Source organism: Mesorhizobium sp. LHD-90 (assembly GCF_030929505.1).
GTDB lineage: Bacteria > Pseudomonadota > Alphaproteobacteria > Rhizobiales > Rhizobiaceae > Kumtagia.
On sequence record NZ_JAVFVV010000015.1, the window covers coordinates 1 to 16,505 of the forward strand.

Sequence of the window (16,505 nt, forward strand, 5' to 3'; positions counted from 1 at the left end):
CGGCCACGCAACCGACCGGCACCCTCCAGCCAAAACATCCCGACGACGAAATCTCCAGCGTACTCAAACGCGTAAAACAAAACCCCGCCAAAAATGACGGGGTTTGTCAGCAGTCTGAGGCCCGGAAGGTTTCCCTCCCGGGCCTTTTTCGCAGCGCGGCCGGTCCGGGTCAGCGAATGACCGGGCAGCCCGGCACACGGGCGAAGGTCAACACGAAGCGCTCGCCGTAGCGGCGGCCGGCGACGTCGATGGTGCGGCGGCCGACGTCAATCACATGCGCCCGCCGAAGCCCGAGACGACGGGCCTTTTCGACTGCACGGTTCGGCGTGCATCCGCGCCGCTCCCAACGATCGCGCTCCCAGCGGCCGCGGTCCCAGCGGTCGCGATCCCAGCGCTGGCCGACATGGCGGGGGCCGTCCTCGCCAACATAGACACCGACACGCGTGTCATTCCTGCCGCCGAAATTGAGGTAGAGCCCGTCGGCCTGCGCGGTTGCGGCCATGCCGGTGAGCGCGGTCAGCCCGACGGCGGCCGAGAGCGCGGCGGTCCTGATCAGCTTGAACATTGTCTTCTCCTTGCGATTGTTCGATGCAACTCGCCGAAGCGATGGGCGAACAATCGCACGGGCAGGCTGAACCGAACCGGAACCGGCTGTTCAGCAGGCGTTCATGGAGGAGGCCATCGGTCCCTCGCGCAAGGGGCGCTCTTGGGCGGAAAACCGCAAAAGCGGCAGTTCAGGGTTCAGCCTCGACCATATGCTCGAAATAGTCGTCGTCCTCGGCAAGGTCGCTGTCGAAGGCAGTGATGCGGCCGCGAATCGAAACGCCGGCCTCGTGCACCGTCTCGCGGCTGCCGCTGACCAGGTGATGCCACCAATAGAGGTCGTGGCCCTCGGCGACCAGCCGGTAGGCGCAGGTCGAGGGAAGCCAGTCAATCGTGCGCACGGTCTGCGGGGTCAGGCGTACGCAATCCGGCACAAGCGCTTTGCGATTGTCGTAATCCTTGCAGCGGCAGGTGCCGGGATCGAGCAGACGGCAGGCGACGGTCGTCCAGTAGATTTCAGCGGTATCTTCGTCCTCGAGCTTGGACAGGCAGCACTTGCCGCAGCCGTCGCACAGCGATTCCCACTGCTCAGAGGTCATCGCCTCGAGCGTCAGCCGCTTCCAGAAAGGTCTCTCCATGCGGCGGCATTTGGGCCGCAACCGCACCGTCGTCAAGCGCCTGCCGCCGCGGCACATCGTTCAGCATGCGTTCATTCGGCGGCTGATACCCGCTTTCGCCCAAATTCCCTGCCAAGAATCTTCGGAACGATGATCGTCTGAAGGTGTTTCCGTGGCGGGGACGCCTGGAGGTTTGTTAATGAAGTTCTATTCCACCATGCTTGCCGGGACCGCACTGGCGCTTTGCATCGCCGGCACGGCGGTGGCCGCTCCGCAGTCCCTTTCCAGATCGGATTTGGGTCGGGGCGGGCCGGACGCGCTGATCCTCGCGCAAGCCGAGGACGAAGCCGGCGGCCAGCCCCAGGCGGAGGAAGAACAGCTCAAGCGCAAGAAGCGCGACGCGGAACGCGAGCGGCCCGATCGCGAAAAGGTCCGGTCTGCCGAGGAAAGAGTTCAGCGCAAGAAGCGCGACGCCGAAGAACCGGCACGCGCGGCCGACGAACCGTCGCAGGCTGAGGAACAGCCGCGCAAAAAGCGCCGCACCGAGGCCGCCGCAGGAGATGAACCGTCCCCGGGGGATCAGCAGCCCCGCAAAAAGCGCCGCGCCGAACAGGAGCAGCCAGCCCGCGCCCAGGCTCCGGCAGGGGATGAACCGTCCGAGGGCGAGGAACAGCCTCGCAAGAAACGACGCGCCGAACGAGAGCAGCCGGCCCGCGCCCAGGCTCCGGCAGGGGATGAACCGTCCGAGGGCGAGGAACAGCCTCGCAAGAAACGCAGGGCCGAGCGAGAGCAGCCGGCCCGCGCCCAGGCTCCCGCAGGGGATGACCCGTCCGAGGGCGAGGAACAGCCTCGCAAGAAACGACGCGCCGAACGAGAGCAGCCGGCCCGCGCCCAGGCTCCCGCAGGGGATGCCCCGTCCGAGGGTGAGGAACAGCCTCGCAAGAAACGACGCGCCGAGCGAGAGCAGCCTGCCCGCGCCCAGGCTCCCGCAGGGGATGCCCCGTCCGAGGGTGAGGAACAGCCTCGCAAGAAACGCAGGGCCGAGCGAGAGCAGCCGACCCGCGCCGAAACGTCTGCGCCGGACCAGCCAGCCGACGCAGAAGAGCAGCCACGCAAGAAGCGCACGGCCGAAGGCGACCGGACCGGCCGGGAAAAAGCCCGTTCCGCCGAAGAGCGGACCAGGGCAAGGCAGGATGAGCGCAAGAAGCGCGCCGCAGAGCAGGAAGAGCCTGGCCAGGCAGAGGCGCCCTTGACCGAAGAACCCGGGCAATCCGAGGAACAACCGCGCAAGAAACGCCGCACTGACCAGCCTGAACCGGATCAGGCCGAGGTCCCGACCACGGAAGAGCCCGCGAAGACCGAAGACCAGCCGCGCAAGCGACCCGACGAGCGCAGGCGACCAGCGGACGCCGAGCAGCCCGCCGAGGCCGAGGAGCCGGCTCGCGCCGAAGGCGAGAAGCCTCCGCGGGCATCCGAGGAGAATGCCCGGACCGACGAGCGGGATCGGCGCAAGAACCGCAAACCACGCGACGGCGGCAGGGCGCCGGTCCTCGACAGCGCGAAGGACGAGCCGGCGGCGGATGCCGACCGGCCTGCCGCACCTGCCGAAGCTGCGGCGGCGCCCCCCGCTGACGACCGCGCCGCGCAGGCCGAACGGATTGACCGCCGGAAGATTTCTCGGGCCGACAGCGAACGGGGCGAGCGGATCGATCGAGAGCGGGCGCGGGAGCGCCGCCGGGACCGCCCCGAAGGAGCGGACATAGTGCGCGAACTCGGCGACCGTGTCGTCATCCAGCTCGGCGACCAGATCATGGTCGAGGACAAGGATCGCGGCCGCCGCATCCGCCGCGAGGCGCGTGACGTCTATTACGAGGAGCTGCCACGCGGCCGCCAGCGCGAGATCGTCGAGCGGCGTGACGGCACGCGCATCGTAACCATCCGCGACCGCTATGGCGACGTCATCCGCCGCTCGCGCATCGAGCCGGACGGCAACGAGATCATCCTGGCCTATGTCGACGAGGATGTCTTCGAACGCGACGACTATGATGGACGCTGGTATGATCCCGGCAGGGACCTGCCGCCGCTTCGCCTGACCATCCCCGAAGAGGAGTACATCCTGGACGCCGAAGAGGCGGCCGACGTCGACACGTACTACACGTTCCTGGACCAGCCGCCGGTGGAAAAGATCCAGCGCTACTATTCGGTCGATGAAGTCAAGCGTTCGGCGCGTATCCGCGATACGGTCAGGCGTGTCGATCTCGACACCATCACCTTCGGTTTCGGTTCGGCCGAGATCGCCGAGGACGAGGTCGAAAAGCTGGATAGTGTCGCGCAGGCCATGGAGAAACTGCTGAAGCAGAATCCCGCCGAGACTTTTCTCATCGAGGGCCACACCGACGCGGTCGGCTCCGAAGTGGCCAATCTGGCGCTGTCGGACCGGCGTGCCGAGGCGGTGGCGCAGGCGCTGACCGACGTGTTCGAGATCCCACCGGAGAATCTGGAGGCGCAAGGGTACGGCGAGGAATATCTTAAGGTGAACACCGACCGGCCGGAGCGCGAGAACCGCCGCGTCTCCATCCGCCGCATCACCCCTCTGGTGGCGCCGGTGGCGTCGGCCGAGTAAGTCCCTGCCCGTCCCGCCATCCGGCCGGGCGGGCAGATCCTCCTGTGCCCGCCGAGCCGGTCATCCGAAGGTCCGCGCCACCTTTGTCGGCACACGCGCAAACACCTCGTCGGGCACGAAGAAGTCGCCCGCAAGCTGCCCCGCGGCACCCGGCGCATACTTCGAAAAATCGGTGACGCCCTCGGCGCGCAACACCTCCTCGTCGATGAAAAAATTGCCGGTCGTCTCGCGTGACGGCCGGTTGAAGATGGCGTAGGCCGCGTCGGCCACGATCTCCGGCGAGCGGCTGATCGCAGCGAGCTGCTCGCCGCCGAGCAGGTTGCGCACGGCGGCCGTGTCGATCGCCGTCAGCGGCCACAGCGAATTGACGGCGATGCCGGCCGGGGCGAACTCGGCCGCCATGCCCAGCGTGCACATCGACATGCCGAACTTCGCCATCGTGTAGGCGACGTGGCCCTTGAACCACTTCGCCTTCATGTCGAGCGGCGGCGCCAGGTTCAAAATGTGAGGATTTTTGACCAACTTCAGGTGCGGAATGCACATTTTGGAGACGAGGAAGGTGCCGCGCGTGTTGATCTGATGCATCAGGTCGAAACGCTTCATGTCGGTCTCCAGCGTGCCGGTGAGCTGGATGGCGCTGGCATTGTTGACGCAGATGTCGATGCCGCCGAATGTCTCCACGGTTTTTGCCACCGCCTCGGCGACCTGACCTTCGTCGCGGATATCGCACAGCACGGCAAGCGCCCTGCCCCCGGCGGCCTCGATCTCGGCGGCTGCCGTGTGGATCGTACCCGGCAGTTTCGGATGCGGCGTGTCGGTCTTGGCGGCGATGGTGACGTTGGCCCCGTCGCGCGCGGCGCGCAGCGCGATCGAAAGCCCGATGCCGCGCGACCCGCCGGAAATGAACAGCGTCTTGCCCTTCAGCGACATTTTTTCTCTCCTCCTCGCGCCGCGTCTGCGACCCCGTTGTGACGGCGAAAGCTGGCGGCGGCAAGAGGCGAAGGGGGTTGCGCTGGGGAAGCGGCTTGGCCAGAGTGGTCGCACAACCGGAGATTTTGCCATGCGCCTTGCCTTCGCCGCCCTCGCCGCGGCCTTGCTCCTCCCCGCCGGCCCGGTGCTGGCCGACGAATGCGCCGATCCGCAGGACCAGGCAAGCCTGAACATCTGCGCCGGCAAGAAATTCGAGGCGGCCGACCGCAAGCTCAACGAGGCCTACAAAAAGATCGAGGCGCGGCTGAAGGACAATCCCGAGTCGCGCAAAATGCTGGTGGCGGCCGAGCGCGCCTGGGTCGCCTTCCGCGACGCCGAATGCGCCTTCCAGGGCGGGCCGATCGACCAGGCCGGCACCATCCGCCCGCTGGTCGTCGCCGATTGCAGGACCGGGCTGACCGAGGCGCGGCTGAAGGATTTTCAGGGCTACCTCAATTGCGAGGAGGGCGACATGAGCTGCCCGGTGCCGGCGCAGTAACCCCTCCCCCTTGAGGGGAGGGTCCGGCCGAAGGCCGGGGGAGGGGTCATAGCGGGCGCGCTCCAACGCAAAGCAACGTTGGCGTTTGGCCGCAGCGACCCCTCCCGGCCGCTTCGCGGCCACCCTCCCCTCAAGGGGGAGGGGAAGTCGGCACACTTCCCCCTCACCACGCTGCGGAAATCCGCCCTGGCCATTGAGAAGTTCGGGAAGACGGGCGGCCGTTCGATCGCTCATCTAGTAAATAATCTGCGACCTTGCGGCCGCCCGTCCGGCGCGTGCTTTTGCCGTCCCGTTCCGCTACGATCAACCATCGCCTTACGGCTTTCACCTGCGATCAAGTTGCGTACTGGCAGACATACTCCAGGTTGTGTATGTGGGAACTCTTGGGACAGCCCCCGGCCTTCGCGGCCACGTTAGCCGCTCTCTCCGGGACGCCGGTTCCTCCCCGCAAACCACCGTCATGATCGGCGTCCCCGCGGGAGAAACTGCCGACGAGTATGCGCGTGGTTTTGGGGAGGGGGATGAAAGTTTTCCTCGACGGCGTTTTTTCGCTTCGGGCAGGAAAGCGGACCCAGCGAACACAAGGGCTTGGCCGGGTTGCCGCAAAAAAATATCGCCTTTTGAGACAAATCCCTTCCCCGTTTTTGCGCAGGAAATCCGGGGACGGTTTACGCAATTCCGGCCCCCGCACTGCCGTCACGGCAGGGCTTGAACCCGGAATTGCGTAAACCGTCCCCGGATCTCCTTGAACGAAACGCCGCGTTCGGCGTTGCCATGGGCACGGGGGACGAGAAAGGACGAGACGATGGGCACGACATTTCCCAACGAATCCGCCGACTACCGTTTTGCGCGCGACCGGCTGCTGGAGGCCGAGATCGGCCTGCGCCGCGCCATGGAGGCGGTCTCGCAGGCGCGCCGCCAGTTGCCGCCGGGCGGCAAGGTCTTGGAGGATTATGTGTTCGACGGGCTCGACACCGAGGGCCAGCCGGCAACGATCCGGTTCTCGGAACTGTTCGCGCCGGACAAAGACACGCTGATCGTCTACAACATGATGTTTCCCCGCCATGCCGGCGACGACCGCGCCGGCGCGAACGAGGGCGAGACGGCAGAATTGCCGCGCGACGAACAGCCCTGCCCGTCCTGCACCGCGCTGCTCGACCAGTTCGACGGCGCCGTCGCCCATCTTGAAGCCGCCGGCTTCAATTTCGCGGTGATCGCAAAGACCACGCCGGAGCGGCTGGCCGCCCTTGCGCGCGACCGCGGCTGGAAAAACATGCGGCTCGTCTCCGCCGCGCAGAACGGCTTCAACCGCGACTACCATGCCGAGAACGAGGACGGGCAGCAGGTGCCGATGGTCTCCGTGTTCCAGCGCGGGCCGGACGGCGTCCGCCATTTCTGGAGCTCCGAGATGATCCTGGTGCCCGCCGACCCCGGCCAGGACCCGCGCGCCGCCGGCACGCTGGAGCCGCTGTGGAACCTTATGGACCTGACGCCCGGCGGCCGCCCGGATTTTTATGAGCAGATGCAGTATGACGGGAAGGCAGCGGAGTAGACTGGCGCGAATAAGCCCACTCTTGCCGGGAGCCCCTCACTCGAAACGAGCCCCTCACTTGCGATTTCTAACACTTAGCTTCCGCTGACGGGCTGCGCCCTGCTCCAGCTAAGATGTTGAAATCGCTTTCTCTCCCGCAAGGGGGAGAGATAGAGGGCGCTCCGCCGTTTCCGCCGGTCTCCAACCTTGGCGATTGATGGCGAGATCGCGGCAGTTCCTATCTCCCCCCTTGCGGGGGAGAATGGATTTTCACGATCTTAGCGGAGCGCCGAGCCCGAGGGCGAGGAGGAAGCGACGCTAAGTCGTAGAAAATCCAAGAGAGGGGCTGACTTGATCATCAAATGCTCCCTTTCAATGCTAATCTCCCCCAGGGGAGAATCGCACCATGAAAAAAGAAATCGTCGAAGTGCCGGTGCTGTCGCAGATGATGCGCGAGTTGGGCATTCCCTGTTCGTCGGTGACCAAGGCCAACGGTTTTGTATTCGTGTCGGGCACCCCGCCGATCGACATGACGACCGGAAAGATCGTGCGCGGCGACATCGAGACCCAGACCGAGGCGTCGCTGAACGCCGTAAAACTCTGCCTGGAGGCGGCGGGCACAAGTTTCGACAATGTGGTGATGGTGCGCATCTACGCCGCCAATGCGGGGTTCTATCAAGCCATCAACCGCGTCTACATCCGGCATTTTCCCGACAATTTCCCCTCGCGCACATTCGTGCCGGTATCGGGCTGGTTCATGGAGTTCGATATCGAGATTGAAGTGCAGGCGGTAGGGTAAAGTGCGGTACACAACGCGCGGCCAGATCGAAATCATCGACACTGTGAGATGTAGGTGAACCAAGGCCCACATACGCAAGCTCGAACGCTGGGCATCGAAGCTTCTTGAATAAGCTGGATAGCGGAATCGGAAGATTGAAAAAACAACTCTTGCATCATAGGCTCTATCGATCTGAGTGGGGGAGACGGACGTCATGAAATTAGTACACAATTCTGCTTGCATGTTCACGGTGCTACTCCTAGCTTCGCCAGTGTGCGCGCAAGAAATGCAAAAATCTTGCAGCGAAGAACAGCAAGGAGTAATAGATTCAAAAAACGGAACGGAAAACTATTATAGTGGATCAATAAACTTTGAGTCAAAGGTTGTGGAATATAACGGAATTTCAAAAAAATATATATGGTGCATAGAAAACAATGTAAACAACTATTTGATAAATATCGAATGGGGAGATCAAGCAAATCCCAAAAAATACTTTGACGGCATCGTCCCTCCGGGAAAGATTAGACCTCGAATTCGGACTCACACCAGCGGCACGGATTCAGGCGACCGAACTTTGAAATTCAGAACCAACATGGATTCGTGGCATTCCTTGGACGTAGAAACAATATTTTATAAGAAGCTTGGATTTAGTCTAGATAAGGATATGACATACGTGCAACTTAACCGACCGGAACTTGCTCCCTATCTTAACTCCGAAGGCAATGTCGATATTGAGCGACTCGAAAGCGACAGAGAATATCTGTCCGGGTTCTTAAAGGCTGGAGGAGAAATTGTTTATGTGTCAGGAGGAGTTTTCGACCTGCCAGCTAACGAAAAGGTTGCTAGGCTTTTGAAGAACGGAGAATACGAAAAGTATAACCCGGAAGACTTTTTTGCGATAGACCTCAACGTCCTTTCACGCCTTGCAATGATAGAAGGAAATGAACAAGTTTCAACCTTCATGACAGCAGAGTATGCGTCCGACGATGACCTGAAAAAAGCAGCGTCAGCTTTCAGTTCAAATCCTCTAATCGTTGAGGTCAGCGCCGGCAGTCAAGTAAACAAATATCTCGACGTTCCTGTCGGCGGTTATTTTATGGAAGCGAAGGAAAAAACCTTCGTGCCATTTGCAACAAATACAAATGCAAAAGATATTGAGATACTTCCGGCATCGCTGTCTTTCAAGGATAAGGACGGAGGCTCCTTCGGGTCGCTTACTACAAATATTATAGTTCCGGACTCATGAGGGTTTCTGTTGATCAAATGCCGCAAAGGCTGTCGTTAAAGCACCTACGACTGCTCCAAATATAACTTTTCCTACTTCTGCGCCAAAGGTGAATAATCCTTCGTGTCCGGCATAGACACTAAAAAACAAAATGCCAACATCTATTAGCAGTACACCTAAAAGGCCGACTAACACTATTATTCGTGCCGTACTCATAGTCCACCGCCCAAACCCAGTACAGCTACTCCGCTAGCCCCTCTGGCCTTGCATCCGAGAAGGAGCAACCCAACCTCACTCCCACACCAGCTCCGCCGCAAACTCCGGATCGGCCTTCGCCTCGCCGGCCTTGGCGCAGGCGGCGCTGACGTCGTCGGCCATCGCCCCAAGTTCGCCACCGACCAGGATGCCGTAGATCACCAGCAGATGCTGGTCGTGGTAGTCTTTCTGCGCGTCGGTCATCTTTGCGGCGTCGACCGGCGCCAGCTTTTCGAACGCCTTGTCCATCTTTGCGGAGTCGAGCGTAAAACCTTCGCAGGCGGCGGCGATGGCCGCCTGGTAGGCGACCAGTTGCAGCGTGGTGGTCTGCTCCGGCGTCAGCGCGTTTTCCAGAAGGTCGACGGCGTGCAGGCGCACGAAGCTGGGCGCGTCGTCGTCGTCGGCCAGAGCGGGCTGGACGCAAAACAGCGCGGCGGCGAGGCCAAGGGCCGGAAGAAGCGAAAATCGCATGGAAGAAAATCCTCTGTCGGCCGGATCAGAATACGCGGTTGGTCCATTTCGCCGAGAAACGGCCGGCATTGTCGTAGCAGGCGACCTGGCGGGGATAGCAGATGATGCCTGCCGCCGGGGAAAACGGCGCAGCCGGCCGGTAGGCGGGCGGCGGCGGGACGTACTGGTCCTTGTAGTAATAATCGCGCGAGGCGGCGGACGCGGCAATGCCGCCGATCGCCAGCCCGGTGATGAGGGCGGCCGTGTCGCCGGAGTTCCATCTTTTTTTTGCGAGGCCGGGTGTTGCAGCCGTCGCGGCAAGCGCGCCCGCCAAGACCAGTTTTATCAACGTCCCGCGCATCGGCGCCCCCGCATGGTGTGAAGATTTTTGCGAGACTATGCCGAGCGCGCGGCGGCTGGCAAGACGTTACGTCAGGCTGTGCACACCGGCGATGCGGCAGCGCTTGCGCGCGTGCCGCGGATGCGGTTTTGTCTACGCGCAACAGGAGGCCGTGAAGATGGTACCCAAACTGCCGCTGAAGGGATCGTGCCGCTGCGGCCGGGTCGAGATCCGCGTGACGAAACCGCCGATCGCCACCGCCGCTTGCCATTGCCGCGGCTGCCAGAAGATGGCCTCGTCCGCCTATTCGCTGACCGCCATGGTGCCTGCGGACGGGTTCGAGGTGGTCAAGGGCGAGCCGGCGGTCGGCGGCATGCATGCGCCGGAGTTGCAACACTATTTCTGCGGCCACTGCATGACGTGGATGTTCACGCGGCCCGCCGGCATGGATTTTGTCAATGTGCGCCCGACCATGCTCGACGACACGTCCTGGTTCCGCCCGTTCCTGGAGACTTTTACCAGCACGAAACTGCCCTTTGCGCAGACCGGCGCGGCGAGGAGTTTTGCCGAGTTCCCCGCCATGGAGGAGATCGGCGGGCTGGTGGCGGACTATGCGGCCTGGGCGGCGGGAGATTGAGCGGCCTCAGAAATACGACTGCAGCGGCCTGACCTCGAGGCTGCCGGCCTTGAGCGCGGCGATGGCTTCCGCCACGGCGGTCATGCCGGAGAGCGTGGTGTAATACGGCACCTTCTGCATCAGCGTGGCGCGGCGCAGCGATTTGGAATCCGACACCGCCTTCTGGCCGTCGGTGGTGTTGAAGACGATCTGCACCTGGCGGTTGCGGATGGCGTCCTCGATATGCGGGCGGCCTTCCAGCACCTTGTTGATCTTCTGGGCCTCGACGCCGTTTTCCGACAGGAACCGGGCGGTGCCGGAGGTCGCCAGCACCTTGAAGCCGAGGCCGGCGAGGCGCTTCACCGCCGGCAGCATGCCCGCCTTGTCCTCGTCGCGCACCGACACGAACAGCGTGCCCGAGCGCGGCAGGTCGATATTCGCCCCGAGCTGGCTCTTGGCGAAGGCCATGGCGAAGTCGCGGTCGAGGCCCATGACCTCGCCGGTGGACTTCATCTCCGGCCCGAGCAGGATGTCGACGCCGGGGAAGCGGGCGAAGGGGAACACCGCTTCCTTGACCGCGACGTGGCCGGGGTTTCGGGCGTCGGGCTTTTCGCCGTAATGCGCGAAGGCCGCATCGAGGTTTTCGCCGGCCATGATGCGCGCCGCGATCTTGGCGACCGGCTTTCCGATGGTTTTCGCCACGAACGGCACCGTGCGGCTGGCGCGCGGGTTGACCTCCAGCACGAAGATGGTGCCGTCCTTGACCGCATACTGCACGTTCATCAGCCCGCCGACATTCAGCGCCCGGGCGAGAGCGGCGGTTTGCCGCTCCAGCTCGTCGACGAGCTCGGTGGACAGCGAGTAGACGGGCAGCGAGCAGGCGCTGTCGCCGGAATGGATGCCGGCCTCCTCGATATGCTCCATGATGCCGGAGACATAGGTGTTCTTGCCGTCACACAGGCAGTCGACGTCGACCTCGATGGCGCCCGACAGATAAGTGTCGAACAGCAGCGGGTTCTTGCCCAAAAGCGTGTTGATCTGGCCGGTCTTGTCGTTGGGGTATTTCTGCTTGATGTCCTCGGGCACCAGGCCGGGCACGGTGTCGAGCAGGTAGCTTTGCAGCATGCCCTCGTCATGGATGATCTGCATGGCGCGGCCGCCGAGCACATAAGAGGGGCGCACCACCAGCGGGAAGCCGAGCTCGCCCGCCACCGTGCGCGCCTGCTCGACCGAATAGGCGATGCCGTTCTTCGGCTGCGTAAGGTCAAGCTTACGCAAAAGTTTCTGGAAGCGGTCGCGGTCTTCCGCAAGGTCGATCATGTCCGGCGAGGTGCCGAGGATCGGGATGCCGGCCTTTTCCAGCGCGTCGGCGAGTTTCAGCGGCGTCTGGCCGCCGAACTGGACGATGACGCCGACCAGCTCGCCGGACGCCTGCTCGGCGCGCAGGATCTCGAGCACGTCCTCGGCCGTCAGCGGCTCGAAATACAGGCGGTCGGATGTGTCGTAGTCGGTCGACACCGTCTCCGGATTGCAGTTGACCATGATCGCTTCATAGCCGGCGTCCCGGAGCGCGAATGCGGCATGGCAGCAGCAATAGTCGAACTCGATGCCCTGGCCGATGCGGTTGGGGCCGCCGCCGAGGATGACGACTTTCTTCCGGTCGGAAACCTGCGCCTCGGAGCGCGTCTCGCCGGCGAAGGGGACCTCGTAGGTGGAATACATGTAGGGCGTCGGCGAGGCGAACTCGGCCGCGCAGGTGTCGATGCGCTTGTAGACCGGGTGCACGCCGAGTTTTTCGCGCAATTTGCCGACCTCGGCGATGTCGCGCTTCGCCAGCGAGGCGAGGCGAGCATCGGAAAAGCCCATGCCTTTCAGCATTCGCAGATTGTCGGCATCCTGTGGCAGACCGTGCTCGCGCACGCGCGCTTCCATCCGGATGATGCCGTCGATCTGCTCCAGGAACCACGGGTCGATGCGGCACATCTGATGGACTTCGTCCAGCGAAGCGCCCATGCGGATCGCTTGCGCCACCATGCGCAGCCGGTCGGGCGTCGGCGTGCCAAGCGCGGCACGGATGGCGTTTTTCGCCTCCGGCCCGTCGGTGCCGGGGATCTCGATCTCGTCGAGCCCGGTGAGGCCGGTTTCCAGCCCGCGCAACGCCTTCTGCAACGATTCCTGAAACGTGCGGCCGATCGCCATGACCTCGCCGACCGATTTCATGGCGGTGGTGAGAACCGGCGAGGCGCCGGGGAATTTCTCAAAGGCGAAGCGCGGGATTTTGGTCACGACATAGTCGATCGACGGCTCGAACGAGGCGGGCGTCGCGCCGCCGGTGATGTCGTTGTCCAGCTCGTCCAGCGTGTAGCCGACGGCGAGTTTTGCCGCGATCTTGGCGATCGGGAAGCCGGTCGCCTTGGAGGCCAGCGCCGACGACCGCGACACGCGCGGGTTCATCTCGATGACGACCAGCCGGCCGTCGGCCGGGTTGACGGCGAACTGCACGTTGGAGCCGCCGGTCTCCACCCCGATCTCGCGCAGCACCGCGATCGAGGCGTTGCGCATCATCTGGTATTCCTTGTCGGTCAGCGTCAGCGCCGGCGCGACAGTGATGGAATCGCCAGTATGCACGCCCATCGGGTCGATGTTTTCGATCGAGCAGACGATGATGCAATTGTCCGCGCGGTCGCGGACGACTTCCATCTCGTACTCCTTCCAGCCGAGCACGCTCTCCTCGATCAGCACCTCGGTAGTCGGCGAGGCGTCGAGGCCGGACTGAACGATGTCGAAAAACTCGGCACGGTTGTAGGCGATGCCGCCTCCCGTGCCGCCCATGGTGAAGGACGGGCGGATGATGGCCGGCAGACCGACATGGTCGAGCGCCTGGGCGGCCACCGCCATGCCGTGGCTGATATAGCGCTGCTTGCGGTCACCCTCGCCGAGGTTCCACTGGGTCTCCAGCGCATCGAGCGCGGCGTCGAGGTCTTCCGGATTCTCCGCTTTCAGCGCGGCGCGCTCGGCCTCGTGCGTCTTGCGGTCGGCGTCCTTGACGGCCGACGCATTGGCCAGCATGGACTTCGGTGTCTCCAGGCCGATCTTCGCCATCGCCTCGCGGAACAGAGAGCGGTCCTCCGCCTTGTCGATGGCGTGGGCATCGGCACCGATCATCTCGACGCCGTAACGCTCCAGCACGCCCATGCGGCGCAGCGACAGAGCCGTGTTGAGCGCCGTCTGGCCTCCCATCGTCGGCAGCAGCGCGTCCGGACGCTCCTTGGCGATGATTTTTGCCACCACTTCCGGCGTGATCGGCTCGATATAGGTGGCGTCTGCCAGTTCCGGATCGGTCATGATGGTGGCCGGATTGGAATTGACCAGGATGACGCGAAAACCTTCATCCTTCAGCGCCTTGCAGGCCTGGGTGCCGGAATAGTCGAATTCGCAGGCCTGGCCGATGACGATGGGGCCGGCCCCGATGATCAGGATCGACTTGATGTCGGTGCGTTTCGGCATGTGTCTCGGGTCCGTCCGGGCTGCGTGCGCGAAAAACCCGGCGGGCGGCTCCAGCCGGGCGGCAGCACGATTTTCATGTCAGGCTAGGCGGGCCTTATAGGCGAGAGTTTTTGCCGATGTAACCCCGAAAATGCGCGCGCGCGCCGGCCTTGCCGCGCGCCTCCACCTTTGCGATGATCGCCGCGGGAGGACGGAACGCCGATGCGGCGTGCGACAGCTTTCGCGATCGCGCTCGCCGCCGCGATGTCGGCGGGCAAGCCGGCTGATGCGTGGCTGCTCTATCCCGACCGCGAAGACCCGCAAAGATGGATCGTCGAGGTCGAAAAGCCCTATGGCGACGTCGTGCCGCTCCGCTTGCTGCCCTTGGCGATAGATCGCGCTGCCGGGCGGCCGGGCAGGCAGCCGCCCCTCACCTTTCGCTGGCGCTATGACCGCGAGGCCGAAGGCAGCGCCTTTTTCATTCTCGACGAGAGTGGACGCGGCAGTCTCCAGTTCGAGTTCCTCGCTCGCGAGCCGATCGACGGTCAAAGGCTCGGCGCGGCCGCTGTGCTGATGAAAGCCGACGGCGCGCCGTTGCAGACGGTTTTCGCGCTGTCCGACGCAATGGACGTTGCGAGCGGAGCGCAACGTCAGCGCATCCCCCTGATCGGTCGCTGGGCAGACGGAAGCCAAGAGGTCGATGCCATCGCGTTCTTCAGCATGCGCTATTACCCGCAGCAGGAGCTCGGCGAGGAGGAGGTCTGGGCGGCGATGCGCCGGGCGGTCGGGAATTTTGCGCACTGGCGAGGGACGGCGCAGCGGCGGTTGCCTTGAAATGACAGGGTGGTTGGCGTGTAGTCTCGAACATGCTGAATACCGATCTTGTTTCGTGGAGTCGCTCATGGATCTTGCAGACGTCATTCGTGATTTTGCCCACTCGGAGCGCGTGCCGGTTGCCGCCATTCGCGCCGCGACCGCAGCGCCGGAAAGTTTCGTCCCATACGCCATTGGCGTGCTGAACCGCATCGCGACTGCGCAGGCAACCGAGGACGAATGCCAGGCAGCTTCCGTGCTCGTCCACGTACTTGGCGAGATCGGCGACCGTCGCGCCTTCGAGCCGCTGATGAAACTGTTGGCCTTGTCCGATGACGACCTGGAGGCGCTGCTGGGCGACAGTGTGACTGAGTCGGTCGACCGCATCCTCATTCGCCTCGTCCGGAACGACGATGCCGCGCGCTTGCTGGAAGCGTTCGAAAACAAGGAGTTCGATGGTTTCGTTCGCGACTCGTTTCTGAGCACATGGGCTTTCCTGGTGCTGACCGACCAAATTCCTCGAAACGACGCACGAGCCTATCTCCAGTCTTTCCCAACGCGCTCGGGATTGGAGATCGGCGACTATGGATGGGTCACCTGGGTCGACACCGTCTCGGTACTCGGCCTTGAAGAATTGTCGGCTCAAGTCGAGAAGGTATTCGACGATGGCAATATCCCTGACGAATTGATCGGGGGACCCGCGATCTCGCTGGACGACTATCGGAGTCAACTGAAAAACGCGCTGACCGACGAGGACGCATGGAAGCGACTGCGAAAATTCCAGCCGCTTGACGACGCTGTCAAGGAACTCTCCGGCTGGTACGGTTATTCGGAACGCTATATTCGCGAAAGGCGCAAACTTGACCACAAGACAGAAAGGCTGGCGCCCCGAATACCATCCTCATTCGTCAGCGCCGTGAATGAATTTCGCGATATCGGCCGCAACGACCCCTGCCCGTGTGGAAGCGGCAAGAAGTTCAAAAAATGCTGTTTGCAGTAAGGGCTCCTACCCCCCGAACGGCAGCGCATCCGGTATCTCGAACCGTTCGGCCTTGCCGATGCGGATCATGTTGAGGTCGGCCTCGCGGGTATAGGTGAGCGGGTCAGTTGAATCGGAGTTGTCGGCGCGGCCGTTGGTGAACAGGATGACGCGCTCGCCGCCGTCCGGCCAGGTGACGGTGATCGTGGCCTCACCGTCCACGCCGCGCTTCACGGCGGCCGAACAATGGGTCATCGGCTGGCCGTAATAGCGGGCGCAGGGGATGTCGCCGATCGCGTCGAAGCCGGCAGGCGGAGTTGCGGCTTGCGTGCCGGCGTCCGGTGGCGTGGCAGCGGCTGCCGTGCCGCCGGCCGGTGGCTCGGGCAAGCCCTCGATGGCCTCGCCGTAGAGATAGCGAGCGGCGACCCAACCCCTCACTTTTGCGTCTTCGAAGGATTCGACGTCACACCAGTTGGCGCCGTTGTTTTCCTTGCAGCCATGGTTGCGCAGCAGCGCGCCGTTGGGCAGGCGGCCGACCAGCTTGCCCCCGGCCGAGGGCGTCGCGCGCACATTCAGGAGATCGTTATAGGCGACGCCTTCCACAACGAAGGCCTCGGCGTTGGGGTCGAAGGGCGGCAGCGCAACTGGCGCCGGCGGAGCGACAGGTTCGGTCTCGTCGGTGGATTCGGTCTGGGCGAACGAAACGCCCGCCGACAGCAGCAGCAAAAGACCGGCGAGGGCCGAAAGAAGTCCGGAGCGCATGGCAGTCCCGTTGCGAAGC

17 protein-coding genes are annotated in these 16,505 nt (G+C 63.4%); 8 read left to right on the top strand and 9 right to left on the bottom strand.

Annotation, left to right across the window (positions count from 1 at the left end):
• Positions 1-169: 169 nt before the first annotated feature.
• The 3 genes from RB623_RS20375 to RB623_RS20385 form a co-directional block, all read right to left on the bottom strand.
• Positions 170-565 (bottom strand): hypothetical protein, encoded by a 396-nt coding sequence (locus tag RB623_RS20375; protein WP_308058789.1) that lies wholly within the window; start codon positions 563-565, stop codon positions 170-172.
• Positions 566-734: 169 nt separating this feature from the next.
• Complete coding sequence (locus RB623_RS20380) at positions 735-1,181, bottom strand: YcgN family cysteine cluster protein (RefSeq protein ID WP_308058790.1); 447 nt, start codon at positions 1,179-1,181, stop codon at positions 735-737.
• Positions 1,182-1,356: 175 nt separating this feature from the next.
• A complete protein-coding gene (locus RB623_RS20385; RefSeq protein WP_308058791.1) occupies positions 1,357-2,430 on the bottom strand; it encodes a hypothetical protein in 1,074 nt (357 codons plus the stop codon).
• Here RB623_RS20385 and RB623_RS20390 point away from each other — a divergent pair.
• On the top strand, positions 2,410-3,783 hold the full coding sequence (locus RB623_RS20390) for an OmpA family protein (RefSeq protein WP_308058792.1): 1,374 nt from the start codon (positions 2,410-2,412) through the stop codon (positions 3,781-3,783). The genes RB623_RS20385 and RB623_RS20390 overlap by 21 nt on opposite strands.
• A gap of 60 nt (positions 3,784-3,843) precedes the next feature.
• Here the strand turns inward: RB623_RS20390 and RB623_RS20395 are convergent, their stop codons facing one another.
• A complete protein-coding gene (locus RB623_RS20395; RefSeq protein ID WP_308058793.1) occupies positions 3,844-4,713 on the bottom strand; it encodes an NAD(P)-dependent oxidoreductase in 870 nt (289 codons plus the stop codon).
• 130 nt (positions 4,714-4,843) lie between these two features.
• On the opposite strand from RB623_RS20395, the gene RB623_RS20400 reads away from it, so the two are divergent.
• The 4 genes from RB623_RS20400 (at position 4,844) to RB623_RS20415 (ending at position 8,806) form a co-directional block, all read left to right on the top strand.
• Positions 4,844-5,251, top strand: coding sequence for a lysozyme inhibitor LprI family protein (locus RB623_RS20400; RefSeq protein ID WP_308058794.1), 408 nt, complete (start codon positions 4,844-4,846; stop codon positions 5,249-5,251).
• Between the two features lie 805 nt (positions 5,252-6,056).
• Positions 6,057-6,803, top strand: coding sequence for a DUF899 family protein (locus RB623_RS20405; protein ID WP_308058795.1), 747 nt, complete (start codon positions 6,057-6,059; stop codon positions 6,801-6,803).
• 385 nt (positions 6,804-7,188) lie between these two features.
• On the top strand, positions 7,189-7,581 hold the full coding sequence (locus tag RB623_RS20410; RefSeq protein WP_308058796.1) for a RidA family protein: 393 nt from the start codon (positions 7,189-7,191) through the stop codon (positions 7,579-7,581).
• A 193-nt stretch (positions 7,582-7,774) separates the two neighbouring features.
• Positions 7,775-8,806, top strand: a complete 1,032-nt coding sequence (locus RB623_RS20415) for a hypothetical protein (RefSeq protein WP_308058797.1) — start codon at positions 7,775-7,777, stop codon at positions 8,804-8,806.
• On the opposite strand, the gene RB623_RS20420 is transcribed toward RB623_RS20415, so the two are convergent.
• The 3 genes from RB623_RS20420 to RB623_RS20430 form a co-directional block, all read right to left on the bottom strand.
• Positions 8,801-9,001 carry a hypothetical protein gene (locus RB623_RS20420; RefSeq protein ID WP_308058798.1) on the bottom strand — a complete coding sequence of 67 codons (201 nt, stop codon included), beginning with the start codon at positions 8,999-9,001 and terminating at the stop codon, positions 8,801-8,803. The genes RB623_RS20415 and RB623_RS20420 overlap by 6 nt on opposite strands.
• 75 nt (positions 9,002-9,076) lie before the next feature.
• On the bottom strand, positions 9,077-9,511 hold the full coding sequence (locus tag RB623_RS20425) for a hypothetical protein (protein WP_308058799.1): 435 nt from the start codon (positions 9,509-9,511) through the stop codon (positions 9,077-9,079).
• Between the two features lie 25 nt (positions 9,512-9,536).
• Complete coding sequence (locus RB623_RS20430) at positions 9,537-9,851, bottom strand: hypothetical protein (RefSeq protein WP_308058800.1); 315 nt, start codon at positions 9,849-9,851, stop codon at positions 9,537-9,539.
• A 157-nt stretch (positions 9,852-10,008) separates the two neighbouring features.
• On the opposite strand from RB623_RS20430, the gene RB623_RS20435 reads away from it, so the two are divergent.
• The gene (locus tag RB623_RS20435) at positions 10,009-10,467 is read left to right on the top strand and encodes a GFA family protein (protein WP_308058801.1); all 459 of its coding nucleotides are present in this window, start codon (positions 10,009-10,011) and stop codon (positions 10,465-10,467) included.
• Positions 10,468-10,473: 6 nt separating this feature from the next.
• On the opposite strand, the gene carB is transcribed toward RB623_RS20435, so the two are convergent.
• A complete protein-coding gene (gene carB, locus RB623_RS20440) occupies positions 10,474-13,953 on the bottom strand; it encodes a carbamoyl-phosphate synthase large subunit (protein ID WP_308058802.1) in 3,480 nt (1,159 codons plus the stop codon).
• A 243-nt stretch (positions 13,954-14,196) separates the two neighbouring features.
• Here carB and RB623_RS20445 point away from each other — a divergent pair, with 243 nt between their 5' ends.
• Together RB623_RS20445 and RB623_RS20450 are read left to right on the top strand one after the other, a co-directional pair.
• Complete coding sequence (locus RB623_RS20445) at positions 14,197-14,766, top strand: hypothetical protein (protein ID WP_308058803.1); 570 nt, start codon at positions 14,197-14,199, stop codon at positions 14,764-14,766.
• Between the two features lie 67 nt (positions 14,767-14,833).
• Positions 14,834-15,745 carry a DUF1186 domain-containing protein gene (locus RB623_RS20450; protein ID WP_308058804.1) on the top strand — a complete coding sequence of 304 codons (912 nt, stop codon included), beginning with the start codon at positions 14,834-14,836 and terminating at the stop codon, positions 15,743-15,745.
• A 6-nt stretch (positions 15,746-15,751) separates the two neighbouring features.
• Here RB623_RS20450 and RB623_RS20455 read toward each other — a convergent pair whose 3' ends face one another.
• Positions 15,752-16,486, bottom strand: a complete 735-nt coding sequence (locus RB623_RS20455; protein ID WP_308058805.1) for an SH3 domain-containing protein — start codon at positions 16,484-16,486, stop codon at positions 15,752-15,754.
• Positions 16,487-16,505 lie beyond the last annotated feature (19 nt).